Annotated in this window: 11 protein-coding genes; 10 read left to right on the top strand and 1 reads right to left on the bottom strand. The window is 42.9% G+C overall.

The annotated features are described in order from the left end of the window. Positions 1-136: 136 nt before the first annotated feature. The 5 genes from AXF18_RS09770 (at position 137) to AXF18_RS09750 (ending at position 15,923) form a co-directional block, all read left to right on the top strand. Positions 137-9,346, top strand: a complete 9,210-nt coding sequence (locus AXF18_RS09770) for a DUF1542 domain-containing protein (protein WP_065371922.1) — start codon at positions 137-139, stop codon at positions 9,344-9,346. A gap of 206 nt (positions 9,347-9,552) precedes the next feature. Next, positions 9,553-11,268 (top strand): aminodeoxychorismate synthase component I, encoded by a 1,716-nt coding sequence (gene pabB, locus AXF18_RS09765; protein WP_065371921.1) that lies wholly within the window; start codon positions 9,553-9,555, stop codon positions 11,266-11,268. Positions 11,269-11,386: 118 nt separating this feature from the next. Next, positions 11,387-13,900 (top strand): Ltp family lipoprotein, encoded by a 2,514-nt coding sequence (locus AXF18_RS09760; RefSeq protein WP_084437482.1) that lies wholly within the window; start codon positions 11,387-11,389, stop codon positions 13,898-13,900. A 125-nt stretch (positions 13,901-14,025) separates the two neighbouring features. Then, on the top strand, positions 14,026-14,985 hold the full coding sequence (locus AXF18_RS09755) for an ROK family glucokinase (protein WP_000078551.1): 960 nt from the start codon (positions 14,026-14,028) through the stop codon (positions 14,983-14,985). A 98-nt stretch (positions 14,986-15,083) separates the two neighbouring features. Beyond that, complete coding sequence (locus tag AXF18_RS09750) at positions 15,084-15,923, top strand: thymidylate synthase (protein WP_065371919.1); 840 nt, start codon at positions 15,084-15,086, stop codon at positions 15,921-15,923. Between the two features lie 198 nt (positions 15,924-16,121). Here the strand turns inward: AXF18_RS09750 and AXF18_RS09740 are convergent, their stop codons facing one another. Beyond that, positions 16,122-16,292 carry a DUF3042 family protein gene (locus AXF18_RS09740; protein ID WP_001051782.1) on the bottom strand — a complete coding sequence of 57 codons (171 nt, stop codon included), beginning with the start codon at positions 16,290-16,292 and terminating at the stop codon, positions 16,122-16,124. Positions 16,293-16,412: 120 nt separating this feature from the next. Here AXF18_RS09740 and miaA point away from each other — a divergent pair, with 120 nt between their 5' ends. Genes miaA through AXF18_RS09715 form a run of 5 tightly spaced genes read left to right on the top strand, consistent with a single transcriptional unit; the run spans position 16,413 to position 20,864 of the window. Continuing rightward, on the top strand, positions 16,413-17,297 hold the full coding sequence (miaA, locus tag AXF18_RS09735; protein ID WP_065371918.1) for a tRNA (adenosine(37)-N6)-dimethylallyltransferase MiaA: 885 nt from the start codon (positions 16,413-16,415) through the stop codon (positions 17,295-17,297). Next, a complete protein-coding gene (gene hflX / locus AXF18_RS09730; RefSeq protein ID WP_065371917.1) occupies positions 17,290-18,528 on the top strand; it encodes a GTPase HflX in 1,239 nt (412 codons plus the stop codon). Before miaA ends, hflX begins: the two co-directional genes overlap by 8 nt. Then, entirely contained in the window at positions 18,521-19,144 is a 624-nt protein-coding gene (locus AXF18_RS09725; RefSeq protein WP_065371916.1) for a cystathionine beta-lyase, read from the top strand. Before hflX ends, AXF18_RS09725 begins: the two co-directional genes overlap by 8 nt. Positions 19,145-19,158: 14 nt before the next feature. Further along, entirely contained in the window at positions 19,159-20,088 is a 930-nt protein-coding gene (gene rnz, locus AXF18_RS09720; RefSeq protein ID WP_065371915.1) for a ribonuclease Z, read from the top strand. 20 nt (positions 20,089-20,108) lie between these two features. After that, on the top strand, positions 20,109-20,864 hold the full coding sequence (locus AXF18_RS09715) for an SDR family oxidoreductase (RefSeq protein ID WP_065371914.1): 756 nt from the start codon (positions 20,109-20,111) through the stop codon (positions 20,862-20,864). Positions 20,865-21,062 lie beyond the last annotated feature (198 nt).

The raw sequence follows: 21,062 nt of genomic DNA, 5'->3' as shown, positions 1-21,062 counted from the left end.
GTTTTTACAAATAAAAGTATCTTCCACAACTTGCAAAAAGAACTTAAAAATTATAGAATGAGTGGTATAATACTTTATAATTATATATAAAAATCTATATATTTTTATATTGATAGTGGTAGTTAAAGGAGTATTGATGAAAAAAGAGATTATTAATAAAAACCTTAAAAAACAGGATAAAGAAAAGGTTATGCGCTTTTCAATTCGAAAATATAGTTTTGGTGCTGCAAGTGTGGCAGTTGCAACACTATTAATGTTTTTAGGAAATGGTGCTGTTTCTGCTGATCAATTGAAAATTTCTGAAGAGTCAGCTAATAAGGTTGAACTAATGCAAGATGGTGAAAAGATCAGTACTGATCAGAGTAACGCGAAGGATAGTCAACCTGAATTAGATAAAAGTTTACTTGCAAACTATATTTTAGAAATTGAAACAAACATTACTAGTGGTGTATATTCAATAAAAACAGAAGAAAGCTTAGCTAATTTATCAACTGAATTAGCTTCAGCAAAAGCTAGTTTAAACAGTGCACTAAACCAAGAAGAATTGAATAGAGCCTACCAAAAATTAGTGACTGCAGTGAACTCTAAGCTGAGAAATAAAGTAGTTGAAAAAAAAGAAATTTCAGAAGATACCACGAATAGACAAGATACTGTGACTCAAAAAACAGAGAACGTGGAAAAAGAAACTGAAAATTCGGAGAAAAATACAGAGCCTATTCAGGATGACAAAACGGAGTCAACTGTTCTTCGTAAGAGTAGCTCAGTGGATAGTAATACTGGATTCCGAGCAGCTGTAAATGAAGATCCTAAAGTAGATTTTACCTTTTCGATTCCATCAGAGAAGAAAATTTACATCTATAATGAAGAGAACTTCACATTAGAAATCCCAGTATACTCTGAAAGTGGAAAAATCCGCTATGCAACAATTAAAAAGGGTTCTAGACAGAAGTTTAATAATGTTCCAGATACGGAAAATGATCTTGATATTGAATATGGATTTACTGCTACCGTAATAAACCGAGCAGAAAACCCAACTTTAACAACACCTGCTACAAAGAAAAATCCAGCTAAAATTGTCATTAAAGGGCGTCCCAATGATGTGTTGAAAAATAATAGCGGTTATACCAAACGAGAAGATCAAAACTTGAATATTGGAACTCGTTATTTACAGGTAGTTGATGATAAAGGTAGAGAAAATCTGAAAAAAGGGCAAGACATGTCTGATCCCGCTTATTTCTATCTTGTATTGAAATCTCAGTCAAAGAAGTACGCTTTGCGAGCTCAGCCTGCAGATGAATTGATAACAGTAAGTAGCCTAACAAATCCAACTGCTGAAGATAGAGAGAAAATCAAGAATGGTATTCAGATAGAATATTCAACAGCTAATGAAGATGCGAGATTAGTGAATAAACGTGGAACTTTAGTAGAGAATCCTGATGAAATCATTCAATCAATTGATGTTGTAGGAAATAACATTGTGGTAACCTTTACTGATGGATCTACAAGAACAAGACCTGTAGGTGAGGTTTTGAGGGAGAATATACCCCCAACTGTACAAGTACCATATTCTAACGAGCAAAACAGGACTATCTATGTATACTCTAGTGAAGAAACTGATTTAACCTTTACTGCTAAAGATGAATCTAAAATTAAAGATATGAAACTTCGAGGTGCTGGTGATTCCACCGAAGGTAATCTAGATGCCTATGGTTATACAGTTGGGAAAATCACTGAAAGTGCCCTAACGAGTGGAGAAGGCTCGGTTTCAGATGACAAGAGAAGCGCTAGTATTAAAATGACTGGGATTACTAATGCAAAACCTGGTCAAAAATGGACAAGTATCATTGTAGCGAATGATTATAACAACGGAGAGAGTGCACCATACAACGGTAGAATTGAGGAAACTACAAATGTAGCAGAGCGTCAAAAAACAGCAGGATATGTGGAGTTTGTGGTTAAAAATCAAACTTCAAAATATGACATACAGGCTCCTGAAAATAAGGTAAGTGTAGTAGATCCTAATAACATCACAACTGAAGAATTTGAAAAAATAAAAGAAAAAGTAAAAATTGAATACTCTCAAACTAACGATGATGCAAATCTGATTAGTAAGAGTGGAAAAATAGTTGAAAATCAAGAAGCGCGAATCGATACTATTGCCAAAGATTTAAATGGAAATCTAGTTGTAACTTATAAAGATGGTTCAATTGATACAAGATCTTTATCAGAATTCATAACTTTAAACAAACAGCCAGCCATCGATGCTATTAATGACGCTGCAGAAAGCAAGATTGTAGAAATTAATTCAAATCTACTTGCAACTGCTGAAGAGAAGGCAGAAGCAATTGCAAAGGTGAACGCTGATAAAGAAAAAGCTTTAACAGCAATTGGTGATGTGAATATTAGAACAAAAGAGGCATTAGATTTTGCAAAAGGAGAAGGGCTTTTAGCAATCAGTAAGGACAATCCTATAACAATAAAGAAAGCTGCCGCAAAAGCAGCTATCGATGACGCCCTGAAATCTAAGGAAGCAGCCATTGATTTACGCACCGATTTGACGGACGAGGAGAAAGCTGCAGCGAAAGCAGATGCCAAGGCGAAAGCTGATGAAGCTAAGAAGAACATCGACAACGCGACAACAAATGCTACAGTAGAGAGTGCTAAAACAAGTGGGATTATTGATATAGAAAGTGTCAATCCTCAAGCAGGTCAGAAAAAGAATGAAGCCAAAACTTCTATTGAGCAGGCCCTGAAAACTAAGGAAGCAGCCATTGATTCTCGCACCGATTTGACGGATGAAGAGAAAGCTGTTGCGAAGGCAGATGCCAAGGCGAAAGCTGATGAAGCTAAGAAGAACATTGACAACGCGACGACAAACTCAGAAGTTGATCAAGCCAAGACTGCTGGAACAACTGAGGTCAACTCAGTAAACCCAACCGCTCAAAGTAAGCCAGCAGCCAAGCAAGCAATCGATGATGCGCTGAAAACTAAGGAAGCATCCATTGATTCACGTACCGATTTGACGGACGAGGAGAAGGCTATAGCGAAAGCCGATGCCAAGGCGAAAGCAGATACAGCGAAACAAGCAATCGACAACGCGACGACAAACTCAGAAGTTGATCAAGCCAAGAATGATGGAACAACTGAGGTCAACTCAGTAAACCCAACTGCGCAAAGCAAGCCAGCAGCCAAGCAAGCGATCGATGATGCGCTGAAAGCTAAGGAATCAGCCATTGATTCACGCACCGATTTGACGGACGAGGAGAAAGCTGCAGCGAAAGCCGATGCCAAGGCGAAAGCTGATGAAACTAAGAAGAACATCGACGTTGCGACGACAAACTCAGAAGTTGATCAAGCCAAGACTGATGGAACAACGAGCATTGCCTCAGTTAGCCCAACTGCGCAAAGCAAGCCAGCAGCTAAGCAATCGATTGATGATGCGCTGAAAGCTAAGGAAGCAGCCATTGATTCACGTACTGATTTGACGGATGAAGAGAAAGCTGCAGCGAAGGCAGATGCCAAGGCTAAGGCCGATGAAGCTAAGAAGAACATCGATAATGCAACATCAGATGAAGCAGTTTCGCAAGCCAAGACTGCTGGAACAACTGAGGTCAATGGAGTCAATCCAACCGCTCAAAGCAAGCCAGCAGCCAAGCAAGCGATTGATGATGCGCTGAAAACTAAGGAAGCATCCATTGATTCACGTACCGATTTGACGGATGAAGAGAAAGCTGTTGCGAAGGCCGATGCCAAAGCTAAGTCCGATGAAGCTAAGAAGAACATTGACGCTGCGACCACAGATGCAGAAGTCGATCAAGCTAAGTCAACTGGAACAACTGAAGTCAATTCAGTCAATCCGCAAGCAGTATCGAAGCCAGCAGCCAAGCAAGCAATCGATGATGCGCTGAAAACTAAGGAAGCATCCATTGATTCACGTACCGATTTGACGGACGAGGAGAAGGCTATAGCGAAAGCCGATGCCAAGGCGAAAGCAGATGAAGCTAAGAAGAACATCGATAATGCAACAACAGATGAAGCAGTATCGCAAGCTAAAACTGCTGGAACAACTGAAGTCAATTCAGTCAATCCGCAAGCAGTATCGAAGCCAGCAGCCAAGCAAGCAATCGATGATACGCTGAAAGCCAAGGAAGCATCCATTGATTCACGTACCGATTTGACGGATGAGGAGAAAACTGCAGCGAAGGCAGATGCCAAGGCGAAAGCAGATGAGGCTAAGAGAAACATCGACACTGCGACCACAGATGAAGCAGTATCGCAAGCTAAAACTGCTGGAACAACTGAGGTCAATGGAGTCAATCCAACTGCGCAAAGTAAGCCAGCAGCCAAGCAAGCAATCGATGATGCGCTGAAAACTAAGGAAGCATCCATTGATTCACGTACCGATTTGACGGACGAGGAGAAGGCTATAGCGAAAGCCGATGCCAAGGCGAAAGCAGATGAAGCTAAGAAGAACATCGATAATGCAACAACAGATGAAGCAGTATCGCAAGCTAAAACTGCTGGAACAACTGAGGTCAATGGAGTCAATCCAACTGCGCAAAGTAAGCCAGCAGCTAAGCAAGCAATCGATGATGCCCTGAAAGCTAAGGAAGCAGCCATTAATTCACGTATTGATTTGACGGATGAAGAGAAAGCTGCAGCGAAGGCAGATGCCAAGGCGAAAGCTGATGAAGCTAAGAAGAACATCGACAACGCAACGACAGATGAAGCAGTATCGCAAGCCAAGACTGCTGGAACAACGAGCATTGCCTCAGTTAACCCAACTGCGCAAAGCAAGCCAGCAGCCAAGCAAGCGATCGATGATGCGCTGAAAACTAAGGAATCATCCATTGATTCACGTACTGATTTGACGGACGAGGAGAAAGCTGTTGCGAAGGCCGATGCCAAAGCTAAGTCCGATGAAGCTAAGAAGAACATTGACGCTGCGACCACAGATGAAGCAGTATCGCAAGCTAAAACTGCTGGAACAACTGAAGTTAACGGAGTCAACCCAGCTGCTCAAAGCAAGCCAGCAGCCAAGCAAGCGATTGATGATGCGCTGAAAGCTAAGGAATCAGCCATTGATTCACGTACCGATTTGACGGATGAGGAGAAAACTGCAGCGAAGGCAGATGCCAAGGCGAAAGCAGATGAGGCTAAGAGAAACATCGACACTGCGACCACAGATGAAGCAGTATCGCAAGCTAAAACTGCTGGAACAACTGAGGTCAACTCAGTCAATCCAACTGCGCAAAGCAAGCCAGCAGCTAAGCAAGCAATCGATGACGCCCTTAAAGCCAAGGAAGCAGCGATTGATTCACGTACCGATTTGACGGATGAAGAGAAAGCTGTTGCGAAGGCAGATGCCAAAGCGAAAGCAGATACAGCGAAACAAGCAATCGACAACGCGACAACAAATGCAGAAGTCGATCAAGCCAAGTCAACTGGAACAACTGAAGTCAATTCAATCAATCCGCAGCCAGTAGCGAAGCCAGCAGCCAAGCAAGCGATCGATGATACGCTGAAAGCCAAGGAAGCATCCATTGATTCACGTACCGATTTGACGGATGAAGAGAAAGCTGTTGCGAAGGCAGATGCCAAAGCGAAAGCAGATACAGCTAAGAAGAACATCGACGCTGCGACCACAGATGAAGCAGTATCGCAAGCTAAAACTGCTGGAACAACTGAAATAACTTCAATTAATCCGCAAGCAGTAGCGAAGCCAGCAGCTAAGCAAGCGATTGATGACGCCCTGAAAGCTAAGGAAGCAGCCATTGATTCACGTACCGATTTGACGGACGAGGAGAAAGCTGCAGCGAAGGCAGATGCCAAGGCGAAAGCAGATACAGCGAAACAAGAAATTGACGCTGCGACCACAAATGCAGAAGTTAACCAAGCTAAGTCAACTGGAACAACTGAAGTTAACGGAGTCAATCCAACCGCGCAAAGTAAACCAGCAGCCAAGCAAGCAATCGATGATGCCCTGAAAGCTAAGGAAGCAGAAATTGATTCACGTACCGATTTGACGGACGAGGAGAAAGCTGCAGCGAAAGATGATGCCAAGACGAAAGCTGATGAAGCTAAGAAGAACATTGACGCTGCGACCACAGATGCAGAAGTCGATCAAGCTAAGTCAACTGGAACAACTGGGGTCAACGCAGTCAATCCAACCGCGCAAAGTAAGCCAGCAGCCAAGCAAGCGATTGAAGATGCCCTGAAAACTAAGGAAGCAGCCATTGATTCACGTACCGATTTGACGGACGAAGAGAAAACTGTAGCGAAAGCAGATGCCAAGGCGAAAGCTGATGAAGCCAAGAAGAACATTGATACTGCGACCACAAATGCAGAGGTCGAACAGGCTAAGTCAACTGGAACAACTGAAGTCAATTCAGTCAATCCGCAAGCAGTATCGAAGCCAGCAGCTAAGCAAGCAATCGATGATGCGCTGAAAGCAAAGGAAGCAACCATTGATTCACGTACCGATTTGACAGATGAGGAGAAAGCTGCAGCGAAAGCCGATGCCAAAGCTAAGGCCTATGAGGTTAAGAAGAACATTGATACTGCGACCACAGATGCAGAAGTCGACCAGGCTAAGTCAACTGGAACAACTGAGGTCAACTCAGTAAACCCAACCGCGCAAAGCAAGCCAGCAGCCAAGCAAGCAATCGATGATGCGCTGAAAACTAAGGAAGCAGCCATTGATTCACGTACTGATTTGACGGATGAAGAGAAAGCTGTTGCGAAGGCAGATGCCAAGGCGAAAGCTGATGAGGCTAAGAAGAACATTGATACTGCGACGACAGATGAAGCAGTATCGCAATCCAAGACTGCTGGAACAACTGAGGTCAACTCAGTAAACCCAACTGCGCAAAGTAAGCCAGCAGCCAAGCAAGCGATCGATGACGCCCTGAAAGCTAAGGAAACAGAAATTGATTCACGTACCGATTTGACGGACGAAGAGAAAACTGCAGCGAAGGCAGATGCCAAAGCTAAGTCCGATGAGGCTAAGAGAAACATCGACAACGCGACCACAGATGAAGCAGTATCGCAATCTAAAACTGCTGGAACAACTGAAGTCAACTCAGTAAACCCAACCGCGCAAAGTAAGCCAGCAGCTAAGCAAGCGATCGATGATGCCCTTAAAACTAAGGAAGCAGTCATTGATTCACGTACCGATTTGACGGACGAGGAGAAAGCTGCAGCGAAAGCAGATGCCAAGGTGAAAGCTGATGAAGCCAAGAAGAACATTGACGCTGCGACCACAAATGCAGAGGTCGACCAGGCTAAGTCAACTGGAACTACTGAAGTTAACGGAGTCAGTCCAACTGCGCAAAGTAAGCCAGCAGCCAAGCAAGCGATTGATGATGCCCTTAAAGCTAAGGAAGCAGCCATTGATTCACGCACCGATTTGACGGATGAAGAGAAAGCTGTTGCGAAAGCCGATGCCAAAGCTAAGTCCGATAAAGCTAAGAAGAACATCGATAATGCAACAACAGATGAAGCAGTATCGCAAGCCAAGACTGATGGAATAAACAGCATTGCCTCAGTCAACCCAACTGCGCAAAGTAAGCCAGCAGCTAAGCAAGCGATTGATGATGCGCTGAAAGCTAAGGAAGCAGCCATTGATTCACGTACTGATTTGACGGATGAAGAGAAAGCTGTTGCGAAATCCGATGCCAAAGCGAAAGCAGATGAAGCCAAGAAGAACATCGACGCTGCGACGACAAACTCAGAAGTTGATCAAGCCAAGAATGATGGAACAACTGAGGTCAACTCAGTAAACCCAACTGCGCAAAGTAAGCCAGCAGCCAAGCAAGCTATTGATGATGCCCTTAAAGCTAAGGAAGCAGTCATTGATTCACGCACCGATTTGACGGATGAAGAGAAAGCTGTTGCGAAAGCCGATGCCAAAGCTAAGTCCGATGAGGCTAAGAAGAACATTGATAATGCAACAACAGATGAAGCAGTATCGCAATCTAAAACTGCTGGAACAACTGAGGTCAACTCAGTAAACCCAACCGCGCAAAGCAAGCCAGCAGCCAAGCAAGCGATCGATGATGCCCTGAAAGCTAAGGAAACAGAAATTGATTCACGTACTGATTTGACGGATGAAGAGAAAGCTGTTGCGAAGGCAGATGCCAAGGCTAAAGCCGATGAAGCTAAGAAGAACATCGACAACGCAACGACAGATGAAGCAGTATCGCAAGCCAAGACTGCTGGAACAACTGAGGTCAACTCAGTAAACCCAACCGCGCAAAGTAAGCCAGCAGCCAAGCAAGCGATCGATGATGCCCTGAACGCCAAGGAAGCAGCGATTGATTCACGCACCGATTTGACGGACGAGGAGAAAGCTGTTGCGAAGGCTGATGCCAAAGCGAAAGCGGATGAAGCTAAGAAGAACATTGACGCTGCGACCACAGATGCAGAAGTCAATCAAGCTAAGTCAACTGGAACAACTGAAGTCAACGCAGTCAATCCAATCGCTCAAAGCAAGCCAGTAGCTAAGCAAGCGATTGAAGAAGCCCTTAAAGCTAAGGAAGCAGAAATTGATTCACGCACCGATTTGACGGATGAGGAGAAAGCTGCAGCGAAGGCTGATGCCAAAGCTAAGGCTGATAAAGCTAAGAAGAACATCGATAATGCAACAACAGATGAAGCAGTATCGCAAGCCAAGACTGATGGAATAAACAGCATTGCCTCAGTCAACCCAACTGCGCAAAGTAAGCCAGTAGCCAAGCAAGCAATCGATGATGCGCTGAAAGCTAAGGAAGCAGAAATTGATTCACGCACCGATTTGACGGATGAGGAGAAAGCTGCAGCGAAAGTCGATGCCAAGGCGAAAGCAGATGAAGCTAAGAAGAACATCGATAATGCAACAACAGATGAAGCAGTATCGCAAGCTAAAACTGCTGGAACAACTGAAATAACTTCAATTAATCCGCAAGCAGTAGCGAAGTCAGCAGCCAAGCAAGCGATCGATGATGCCCTGAAAGCTAAGGAAGCAGCGATTGATTCACGAACCGATTTGACGGATGAAGAGAAAGCTGCAGCGAAGGCAGATGCCAATGCGAAAGCAGATACAGCGAAACAAGCAATTGACGCTGCGACCACAAATGTAGAAGTCGATCAAGCCAAGACTGATGGAATAACCAGCATTGCCTCAGTCAACCCAACTGCGCAAAGTAAACCGGAAGCCAAGAAAGCAGTAGAAGATACCCTGAAGACTAAAAAACTTCCGAATACAGGAACAGCAGAATCGCTAAGTACAATGGTAGTAGCAGCAACTAGCGCTATTCTGGGGTTAGCTCTTCTAAGTCATCGTCGAAAAGAAGATGATGAAGTCTAATTAGGATTTAATAGCTATATTCGTAAATTGACTTTTTCTTCTAGTGAACTAGCAAGTAATATTTAGCAAAAATTTCTCCTAGTGGTAATAACTACTAGGAGAAATTTTATATTAAGCAACTACATAGAGTTAAAATTCATCAAAAGGAAGTTATATTGATTAGTTTTGTAGCTGAGGGTTTATTTCTTTTGTGCTATACTTAAGATATGCATAGAAAAACAGTGATTGATTTTAGAGCTTTGGGGGAGAGATACACCTTCACTCAGCCTATCAAAGAGTTAAAAACGAGAGATTTATCAGAAGTGGCAGACTTGCTGGCACAAGTGGAAAGCTACCAAGAGCAAGGTTATTATGTCGTGGGCTATGTCAGCTATGAGGCTGCACCTGCTTTTGAGAAAAAACTAGCAGTTCACAAACTTCCTCTACTGGGCGAATATTTGCTTTACTTTACCGTTCACGATAGGGTAGAAACATCGCCTATTCCTCTGACTTATGAGGAAGTAGATCTGCCTTCAAAGTGGCAGGAAGTAACGTCTGAAGCAGACTATGAAAAAGCTATTTCCCAGATTCACCATCATTTGCGTCAGGGGGACACCTACCAGGTAAATTACACTGTCCAACTCAAGCAAGACTTGAGTGTCAATCCTTTTGCCATTTACAATCGTATGGTGGTAGAGCAGGAGGCGGGCTACAATGCCTATGTTGAACATGATGAGATGGCAGTGATTTCCATGAGCCCAGAGCTCTTTTTTGAGCAAAATGACCGTGAGTTGACAACGCGACCAATGAAGGGAACGACTCAGCGTGGAGTGACTGACCAAGAAGACCTTGCCCAGGCTAGCTGGTTGGAGCAGGATCCTAAAAATCGCTCTGAAAATATGATGATTGTGGACCTCTTGCGAAACGATATGAACCGTATTTCTGAAGTTGGAAGTGAGCATGTGGAGCGTCTGTGTCAGGTGGAGCAGTATTCGACCGTTTGGCAAATGACTTCGACCATTAAGAGTCAGTTACGACCGGATGTGGACCTAGTTGAAATCTTCCGTTCGCTCTTTCCATGTGGATCTATCACAGGAGCTCCCAAAATTGCGACCATGGAAATCATCAAGAACTTGGAGCCTCAACCGCGTGGAGTCTACTGCGGAACGATTGGTCTCTTGCTTCCAAATGGACGACGGATTTTCAATGTCGCTATTCGGACCATTCAACTGCATCGAGGGAAAGCCATATATGGAGTGGGTGGTGGCATTACTTGGGATAGTACTTGGGAATCTGAATACCGAGAGGTTCATCAAAAATCGGCTGTTCTCTATCGTAAACAAGCACGTTTCCAATTGATTACAACTGGGAAAATCAGCCAAAAACAACTGCTTTTTGAAGATCAACATCTGGAAAGACTGACAAAGGCGAGTCGTTATTTTGCCTTTCCTTTTGATCCAGAAAACCTGAGACAAAAGATAGAGGAAGAATATCAAGCTTGTGATTCCCACCAAGACTACCGCTTGCGAATTAGTCTCAGCAAGTCTGGAGAGATGAAACTCAGTCGCCAAATCTTAAGCCCCCTTAGTCCAAGCTTCTGCAAAGCAAAACTTTGTCTGCAAGAAGCTGATTTGCAGCAAGCATTTACCTACTTCAAAACCACTCACAGACCACATTTAAGCCTAGGAGAGCAAGAGAAGATTTACCACAATAAGTCAGGAGAACTACTTGAGACCTCTATTGGAAATCTGGTCTTAAAAATTAATGGCAAACTCTACACACCACCCATTAGTCTAGGAATTTTGCCAGGAATTTATCGTCAGCATTTGCTGGAAACAGGACAGGTAAAAGAGAAAATTATGACTTTGGAAGACCTGAACCAAGCAGAAGCTATCTATGGCTGTAACGCGGTCAGAGGTTTGTATGAGTTGGAAGTGATATAACTATAGGTTTTCAATTAAGTTTTAGATTTATTTCTGAATATTTAATATTTGATTTGAAAACAAAATTAAATATATGGTATACTATAAGTATAAATCAATAAAAATAATGGAGATTTTTATGAAAAAATCAAAAAAAATTTTAGTAACTAGCTTAGCAACTGCAACACTGGGACTTATTTCATTTGCGGATACAACTGGAGACTTTCCTTTTTCGGCTCAGCATGTTTCTGCTCAAGAAAAGGATGCATCTAAAAATGGTAAGGTTGTAAAAGAGAATGCAACTTCGGCGTCAAATCAAGCTGAGAAACCGAAAACACCAGCGCCGAAATCAGCACCGAAACCAGAGCCAAAGCCAGCACCGAAACCAGAACCAGAACCAAAACCAGCGCCAAAGCCAGCACCAAAACCAGCTGAGAAACCGAAAACGCCAGCTCAAAAACCTGCTGAGAAACCTAAAAATACAAGTCCTAAAGAGGATAAGTCCAAATCTACAGCTCAGTCTGGTTGGGTAGGCTCATCGTACTATGAAAATGGTACTAAAGTTACTAATAAGTGGATTTTTGATAAAAAAGCTAATTCTTATTTCTATCTAAATGCTTCGGGAAACTATGTCCAAAATGCTTGGGTAGGCAATTACTATCTTAAATCAGATGGTAAAATGGCTAAGAGTGAATGGATTTATGATAAAAACTACGGGTCATACTATTATCTAACAGGAGAAGGCAGTTACGCTCGAAACGCATGGGTAGGTAATTACTATCTCAAATCAAATGGGAAGAGAGCTAAAAATGAATGGATTTATGACAATAACTATGGATCATACTATTATTTAACAGGAGAAGGCAGCTACGCTCGTAACACTTGGGTAGGAAATTACTACCTAAAATCAGATGGAAAGATGGCCAAGAGTGAATGGATTTATGACAAAAACTACGGGTCATACTATTATCTAACAGGAGAAGGCAGCTACGCTCGCAACAAATGGGTAGGTAATTACTATCTAAAATCAGATGGAAAGATGGCCAAAAATGAATGGGTAGATGGTGGTCGTTATTATGTAGGAGACGATGGTCTGTGGCAACCAAAACCAGCGCCAAAGCCAGCACAAAAACCAGCTGAGAAACCGAAAACGCCAGCACCAAAACCAGCTGAGAAACCGAAAACGCCAGCTCAAAAAACTACTGCGAAACCGAAAACACCAGCACCAAAACCTGCTGCGAAACCAAAAACGCCAGCTCAAAAACCAGCTGAGAAACCAAAAACACCAGCACCAAAACCAGCTGAGAAACCGAAAACACCAGCACAAAAACCTGCTGAGAAACCGAAAACACCAGCACAAAAACCAGCTGAGAAACCAAAAACACCAGCACCAAAACCGGCTGAAAAAACTAAAGAAACAACTCCTAAACAGGATAAATCACAATCTAAAGTTCAGTCTGGCTGGGTAGGAAATTACTACCTCAAATCAGATGGAAAGAGAGCTAAAAATGAATGGGTAGATGGTGGTCGTTATTATGTTGATTCTGATGGAAAAAAGGTTAAAAGTGACTGGATTTATGATAAAAACTATGGTTCATATTATTATCTAACAGCAGAAGGAAGCTCTGCTCGCAATAAATGGGTAGGAAATTATTACCTCAAATCAGATGGAAAGATGGCCAAGAATGAATGGGTAGATGGTGGCCGTTATTATGTTGAATCAGATGGTAAAATGGCTAGGGATAAATGGGTAGATGGTGGCCGTCACTATGTAGACTACAATGGTGTGCGGCAACCAAAACTAGATGGGAAGCAGTACAATGCTGCTTTAAATAAAGCGAAAAGCTATAATTCGGTTTTACATATGTCAAAAAAAGATCTCTATAACCAATTAACGTGGAATGGTTTTTCAAGTTCAGTAGCGCAGTATGCCATCGATCACTTGAATGCAGATTACAAAGCAAATGCCTTAATTACAGCAAGAGCATACCGAAAGAATAACCATTTATCAAAGACAGAGATTTATGAGTGGCTAACTTCTTCTTATGTTGGAAAATTTACAAAAGAAGAAGCAAACTATGCAATTCAAAAACTTAATCTACCATCAGAAGGCAGCCAAGCTCGCAATAAATGGGTAGGAAATTATTATTTCAAATCAGATGGAAAGATGGCCAAGAATGAATGGGTAGATGGTGGCCGTTACTATGTTGATTCTGAAGGCAAAATGGTAAGGGGCAAATGGGTAGATGGTGGCCGTTATTATGTTGAATCAGATGGTAAAATGGCTAGGGATAAATGGGTAGATGGTGGCCGTCACTATGTAGGATACGATGGTGTGCGGCAACCAAAACTAGATGGGAAGCAGTACAATGCTGCTTTAAATAAAGCGAAAAGCTATAATTCGGTTTTACATATGTCAAAAAAAGATCTCTATAACCAATTAACGTGGAATGGTTTTTCAAGTTCAGCAGCGCAGTATGCCATCGATCACTTGAATGCAGATTACAAAGCAAATGCCTTAATTACAGCAAGAGCATACCGAAAGAATAACCATTTATCAAAGACAGAGATTTATGAGTGGCTAACTTCTTCTTATGTTGGAAAATTTACAAAAGAAGAAGCAAACTATGCAATTCAACATTTAGGTGACTAATTTTTACAAATAGTGAAGCAAATGAGATGTTTTAATTTTGGCTTGTGGCCTGCAAACCTTTGCACAAAAGAGACGATTTTGTTATACTATATCTGTAAGCATTTTCAATTAAAAAGGAGAAGACGATGAGTCAAAAGATTATTGGGATTGACCTTGGTGGAACATCTATCAAGTTTGCAATTTTAACTCAAGAGGGAGAAATCCAAGAAAAATGGTCTATCAAGACTAATATTTTGGATGAAGGAAGCCATATCGTAGATGATATGATTGAGTCTATTCAACATCGTTTGGACTTGCTTGGATTGTCAGCCACAGACTTCCGAGGTATTGGGATGGGATCACCTGGTGTGGTTGACCGTGAAAAAGGAACTGTTATCGGTGCATACAACCTCAACTGGAAAACCCTTCAACCAATTAAAGAAAAGATTGAAAAAGCCTTGGGTATTCCATTCTTCATCGATAATGATGCCAACGTAGCTGCTCTTGGTGAGCGCTGGATGGGTGCTGGTGAAAACCAACCAGACGTTGTCTTTATGACACTTGGTACAGGTGTTGGTGGCGGTATCGTGGCAGAAGGCAAATTGCTTCACGGTGTTGCTGGTGCGGCAGGAGAACTTGGTCATATCACTGTTGACTTTGACCAACCAATCGCATGTACCTGTGGTAAAAAAGGCTGTCTTGAGACAGTTGCTTCTGCAACAGGGATTGTCAACTTGACTCGTCGTTATGCAGATGAATACGAAGGCGATGCGGCTTTGAAACGCTTGATCGACGACGGTGAAGAAGTAACAGCCAAAACTGTCTTTGACCTTGCAAAAGAAGGGGACGACCTTGCCTTGATCGTTTACCGTAACTTCTCACGTTACTTGGGTATCGCGTGTGCTAACATAGGATCAATCCTCAATCCTTCAACAATCGTTATCGGTGGTGGAGTATCAGCTGCGGGAGAATTCCTTCTCCAAGGCGTGCAAAAGGTTTATGATGAAAATACCTTCCCACAAGTACGCACATCAACTAAACTGGCTCTTGCAACTCTAGGAAATGACGCTGGAGTTATCGGAGCAGCATCACTTGTATTGCAATAAGATCATAAAAGGAGAAAAACACTACTTTTAAGCCAGTGATTTTCCTCCTTTCTTTTTTTATGCTATACTAGTTAGGACAATAAATGAGGTGAGAGTAAATGACAAAAGCTGATACGATTTTTAAAGAAAATATTGAACGAATCCTCAAAGACGGTGTCTTTTCTGAGCAGGCTCGTCCCAAGTACAAAGATGGAACTGTTGCCAATTCCAAGTACGTAACGGGTTCCTTTGCCGAGTATGATTTATCTAAGGGTGAATTCCCTATCACGACCTTGCGCCCCATTGCGATCAAATCCGCCATCAAAGAAGTACTCTGGATTTACCAAGATCAGTCTAATAGCCTAGAAGTGCTGAATAGCAAGTACAATGTTCATTACTGGAATGATTGGGAAGTGGGAGACACGGGAACCATTGGTGAGCGCTATGGGGCGGTCGTTAAGAAACACGACATCATCAATAAGATTCTCAAACAGTTGGAAGCCAACCCTTGGAACCGTCGCAATATCATCTCGCTCTGGGATTACCAAGCTTTTGAGGAGACAGATGGTCTTCTTCCATGCGCCTTTCAGACCATGTTTGATGTCCGTCGCGTTGATGGGGACATCTATCTGGATGCGACCTTGACCCAGCGTTCTAACGATATGTTGGTGGCTCACCACATTAACGCCATGCAGTATGTGGCTCTTCAAATGATGATTGCTAAACACTTTGGCTGGAAGGTTGGGAAGTTTTTCTATTTTATCAACAACCTTCATATCTACGATAATCAATTTGAACAAGCTCAGGAATTGCTCCGTCGTGAGCCGTCAAACTGCCAACCTCGCTTGGTTTTAAATGTTCCAGATGGGACTAATTTCTTTGATATCAAAGCGGAAGACTTTGAGTTGGTCGACTATGATCCGGTTAAGCCACAGCTGAAGTTTGACCTAGCTATTTAATACTCTTCGAAAATCTCTTCAAACCACGTCAGCGTCGCCTTACCGTAGATATGGTCACTGACTTCGTCAGTTCTATCTACAACCTCAAAGCAGTGCTTTAAGCAACCTGAGGCTAGCTTCCTAGTTTGCGCTCTTTGATGTTCATTGAGTATAAAAGAAAATAAAAAGAAGTTGAGAAATCTCAACTTCTTTTGTTGCTTAATGTGATACGCGGCGGCGAGCTGCTTTTTTGCGGTTTTCTTCGATGAAAGCTGCTTTTTGCTCTTCTGGCTCAATCACTTTCTTTTTAATTGCGTATACTGCACCTGCAACGGCAGCGACAGTTCCTGCGACACCTGTTACAAGACCTTTAGCGAATCCTTTAGCCATGAGTCTTCCTCCTTTATCTTCCTGATCAGCCAGGCTCCTCAAGTGGTAGCATTTTTCTGACTGACCTTTTTGTGATATAATAATAGTAACGAAAAAATGGAAATTTTTCAAGGAAAAAAGATGAAAACAAAAATAATTGTGATTGTTGGACCGACTGCTGTTGGGAAAACAGCCCTTGCTATTGAAGTAGCCAAGCGCTTTGGTGGAGAGGTGGTCAGCGGTGACAGTCAGCAAGTATATAGAAGGCTAGATATTGGGACGGCCAAGGCTAGCCCAGAGGAGCAGGCAGCTGTTCCTCATCATTTGATTGATGTCAGAGAGGTGACCGAGTCTTACTCGGCTTTTGATTTTGTTTCAGAAGCTAAGAAGGCTATTGAGGATATTCAAAGCCGTGGCAAGCTAGCCATTATCGCTGGAGGCACAGGCCTTTATATCCAGAGCTTGCTTGAAGGCTATCATCTAGGTGGGGAAACACCTCATGAGGAGATATTAGCCTATCGAGCTAGTTTAGAGCCTTTATCAGATGAAGAATTAGCCAATCTTGTGGAGCAAGCAGTCCTTGAAATTCCCCAATTTAACCGTCGTCGTGCCATGCGTGCCTTGGAGATTGCCCATTTTGGTCAGGATTTGGAAAATCAGGAAAGTCCTTATGAAGCTTTGATTATCTGCTTGGATGATGAACGCAGTCAGCTTTATGAACGTATCAATCGCCGAGTAGATCTGATGTTTGAGGCTGGGCTTTTGGATGAGGCCAAGTGGCTCTTTGAGCATTATCCATATGTGCAGGCAGCCAAAGGCATTGGCTACAAGGAACTCTTTCCTTATTTCCGTGGGGAGCAAACTCTTGAGGAAGCAAGCGAGAGTCTCAAACAGGCGACCCGCCGTTTTGCTAAGCGTCAGTTGACCTGGTTCCGTAATCGCATGCAGGTCACCTTTTATCAGATAGGAGAGCCTGGTGTGCAAGACCGTATTTTAAGCCAGATTGAGGAGTTTTTAGATGATTGAAACGGAGAAAAAAGAGGAACGAGTCCTGCTCATCGGTGTGGAATTGCAGGGCATGGACAATTTTGACCTCTCTATGGAAGAATTGGCCAGTCTAGCCAAGACAGCTGGGGCAGTCGTAGTCGATAGCTACAGGCAAAAACGGGAAAAGTATGACTCCAAGACCTTCGTTGGTTCTGGTAAGTTGGAAGAGATTGCGTGGATGGTGGATGCAGAAGAAATTACTACTGTCATCGTCAACAACCGTCTGACGCCACGGCAAAATGTCAATCTAGAGGAAGTTCTGGGTGTCAAGGTGATTGACCGTATGCAGTTGATTCTGGATATCTTTGCCATGCGGGCTCGAAGCCATGAAGGGAAACTCCAAGTCCACCTGGCCCAGCTCAAATATCTCTTGCCTCGCTTGGTTGGTCAGGGGATTATGCTCAGCCGTCAGGCAGGGGGAATTGGTTCCCGTGGACCTGGTGAAAGCCAGCTGGAACTGAACCGACGTAGTGTTCGTAATCAAATCACAGATATCGAGCGCCAGCTCAAGGTGGTTGAGAAAAATCGAGCGACAGTCAGAGAAAAACGCTTGGAGTCAAGTACCTTTAAAATCGGTTTGATTGGTTACACTAATGCTGGGAAATCAACCATCATGAATACCTTGACCAGTAAGACCCAGTACGAAGCAGACGAGCTATTTGCGACTCTGGATGCGACGACTAAGAGTATCCATCTGGGGGGCAATCTTCAGGTTACCTTGACTGATACTGTTGGCTTTATCCAAGATTTGCCGACTGAATTGGTTTCCAGTTTCAAGTCAACCTTGGAAGAAAGCAAGCATGTGGATCTTCTGATTCATGTCATCGATGCCAGCAATCCTTATCACGAGGAACATGAAAAAACGGTTCTGTCTATCATGAAAGACTTGGATATGGAGGATATTCCTCGCCTGACTCTTTATAATAAAGCGGATTTAGTGGAGGATTTCACGCCGACCCAAACGCCGTATGCCCTCATTTCTGCCAAGTCTGAGGATAGTCGTGAGCAGTTGCAGGCTTTATTTTTAGAGAAAATTAAGGATATTTTCGAACCCTTTACCCTGCGCGTGCCTTTTTCAAAATCCTACAAGATTCATGATTTGGAAAGTGTGGCGATTCTTGAAGATCGTGACTACCAAGATGATGGAGAAGTGATTACAGGCTACATTTCCGAGAAAAATAAATGGAGGTTAGAGGAATTTTATGACTGATATTAAAACGTTGGCTCTAAAGTATGGGGGTTATACAAGTCTGGATAAGGTCTATCTAGATCAACTTCTAGCTGGCAAAACAGAGCAAGAGCAGTTGGCTCTCATCACACCTCCTCCGAGTGTAGTGAATGCTTACTTTGCTGAACTCTACCAGAAAAAGAGTCCTCAGGCTGCGACAGATTACTTTGCAGAACTCAGTCAGGAACTAAATCTCTACAATGTTGAGCCAAGTTTCACTCTAGAAAGCAAGCCCTTTATTCGCCTTAACCTGTCGGGTAAATCCTTTGGATTTTGCTATGAGAGTGAGGGACTGGGGCGGATTTTCTCAGAAGCTGAGGAAGTAATCACAGCTGACTTGCTCTTTGAAATTGCGCAGATTTTCCCCCATCAACTCGTCTTTGAAGAGTCTGGAAAGATTTACATGAAGGATGCCGGAGACGAAGAAGTTGTTAGCGTAAAAAGTCTCACAGCTTTGACTGATTTGGAAAGTTTAGCAGATGGCCGCAAGCGTCTCAAAGGCTACAGTCAAGAGGATTTACTGCAAGAAGCTGTTGCTTTTTCTGGTAAGCGCTATTTCCGATCGGAAAATCGCACAGCCATGTTATATATTGATTAATTAGAAAGTATCGAATGGATATTCAATTTTTAGGAACAGGGGCTGGTCAGCCCTCCAAAGCTCGCAACGTTTCAAGTCTAGCATTGAAACTCTTGGACGAGATTAACGAAGTCTGGCTCTTTGACTGTGGAGAAGGAACGCAAAATCGTATTCTGGAAACCACGATTCGACCACGTAAGGTCAGCAAAATCTTTATCACCCACCTGCATGGAGACCACATCTTTGGATTGCCAGGATTTCTCTCTAGCCGTGCTTTTCAGGCCAATGAAGAGCAGACAGATTTGGACATCTATGGACCGCAAGGAATCAAGTCATTTGTCTTAACCAGCCTTCGTGTGTCAGGCTCTCGTCTGCCTTACCGCATTCATTTTCATGAGTTTGACCAAGATTCTCTAGGGAAAATCCTTGAGACCGATAAATTCACTGTGTATGCAGAGGAGCTGGACCACACTATTTTCTGCGTTGGTTATCGTGTCATGCAAAAGGATCTAGAAGGGACCTTGGATGCTGAAAAACTTAAGGCTGCTGGTGTTCCGTTCGGCCCGCTTTTTGGAAAAATCAAAAACGGTCAGGACGTTGTCCTAGAAGACGGCACTAAAATCAAGGCTGCTGATTATATCTCAGCGCCACGTCCAGGTAAGATTATCACCATTCTGGGTGATACCCGAAAAACCAATGCCAGTGTGCGTCTAGCTGTCAATGCCGATGTCTTGGTTCACGAGTCGACTTATGGTAAGGGAGATGAAAAAATTGCTCGTAATCACGGTCACTCAACCAATATGCAGGCAGCACAAGTAGCAGCAGAAGCAGGTGCCAAACGCCTCCTACTAAATCATATCAGTGCTCGTTTCCTCTCAAAAGATATCAGTCAGCTCAAGAAAGATGCGGCCATTGTTTTTGAAAATGTCCATGTGGTTAAAGACTTGGAAGAAGTGGAAATTTAGAAGATTGAGAAAGGATAAGTATGCGTACTATTCTGATTACCGGAGCAAGCGGTGGCTTAGCCCAAGAAATAGTCAAACTCTTGCCAAATGACCAACTCATCTTACTAGGTAGAAACAAGGAAAAATTAGCTCAACTCTACGGGAATCATCCTAATGTGGAATGGATTGAAATCGATATTACTGATGATAAAGCCCTAGAAGCTCTGGTCGCTGACCTCTATCTCCGTTATGGCAAGATTGATGCCTTGATTAACAATGCTGGATATGGAATTTTTGAAGATTTCGACCAGATTTCTGACAAAGACATTCACCAGATGTTTGAGGTCAATACCTTTGCCCTGATGAATCTGTCTCGTCGTCTTGGAGCTCGTATGAAGGAAAGAAGAAAAGGACATATCATCAATATCGTCAGCATGGCAGGTTTGATAGCGACTAGCAAGTCCAGTCTCTATTCGGCGACCAAGTTTGCAGCTATTGGATTTTCAAACGCTTTGCGCCTCGAACTGATGACCTATGGTATTTATGTAACAACAGTCAATCCAGGACCAATCCGAACAGGATTTTTTGACCAAGCTGACCCAGATGGGACCTACCTTAAGTCGGTTGACCGCTTTCTCTTAGAACCAGATGCAGTCGCTAGAAAGATTGTCAAAACCATAGGAAAAAACAAACGGGAACTCAATCTCCCAGTTTTGTTGAACCTAGCCCATAAGTTTTATACCCTCTTTCCCAAGCTGGCCGATAAGTTGGCAGGGGGAATCTTTAATTATAAGTAAAAGGAGTTCCTTACAAAAGGAACTTTTTTATAATACTGAACTGAGTGTCAAAAATTTGTTTGTTTTTGTTCTAAATCTACATTCATTTTTTTCGAATCTTCTACAAATTTTAGAAAAAACAATCAAAAATATGATTTTTTGTGTTTAGGGTATTGAAATTTCCTATATTATTTTATAAAATAAGGGTAAAAGGCTATG

The organism is Streptococcus sp. oral taxon 064 (assembly GCF_001683375.1).
GTDB classification, from domain to species: domain Bacteria; phylum Bacillota; class Bacilli; order Lactobacillales; family Streptococcaceae; genus Streptococcus; species Streptococcus oralis_S.
This window is presented reverse-complemented; position numbering and strand designations above follow the sequence as displayed.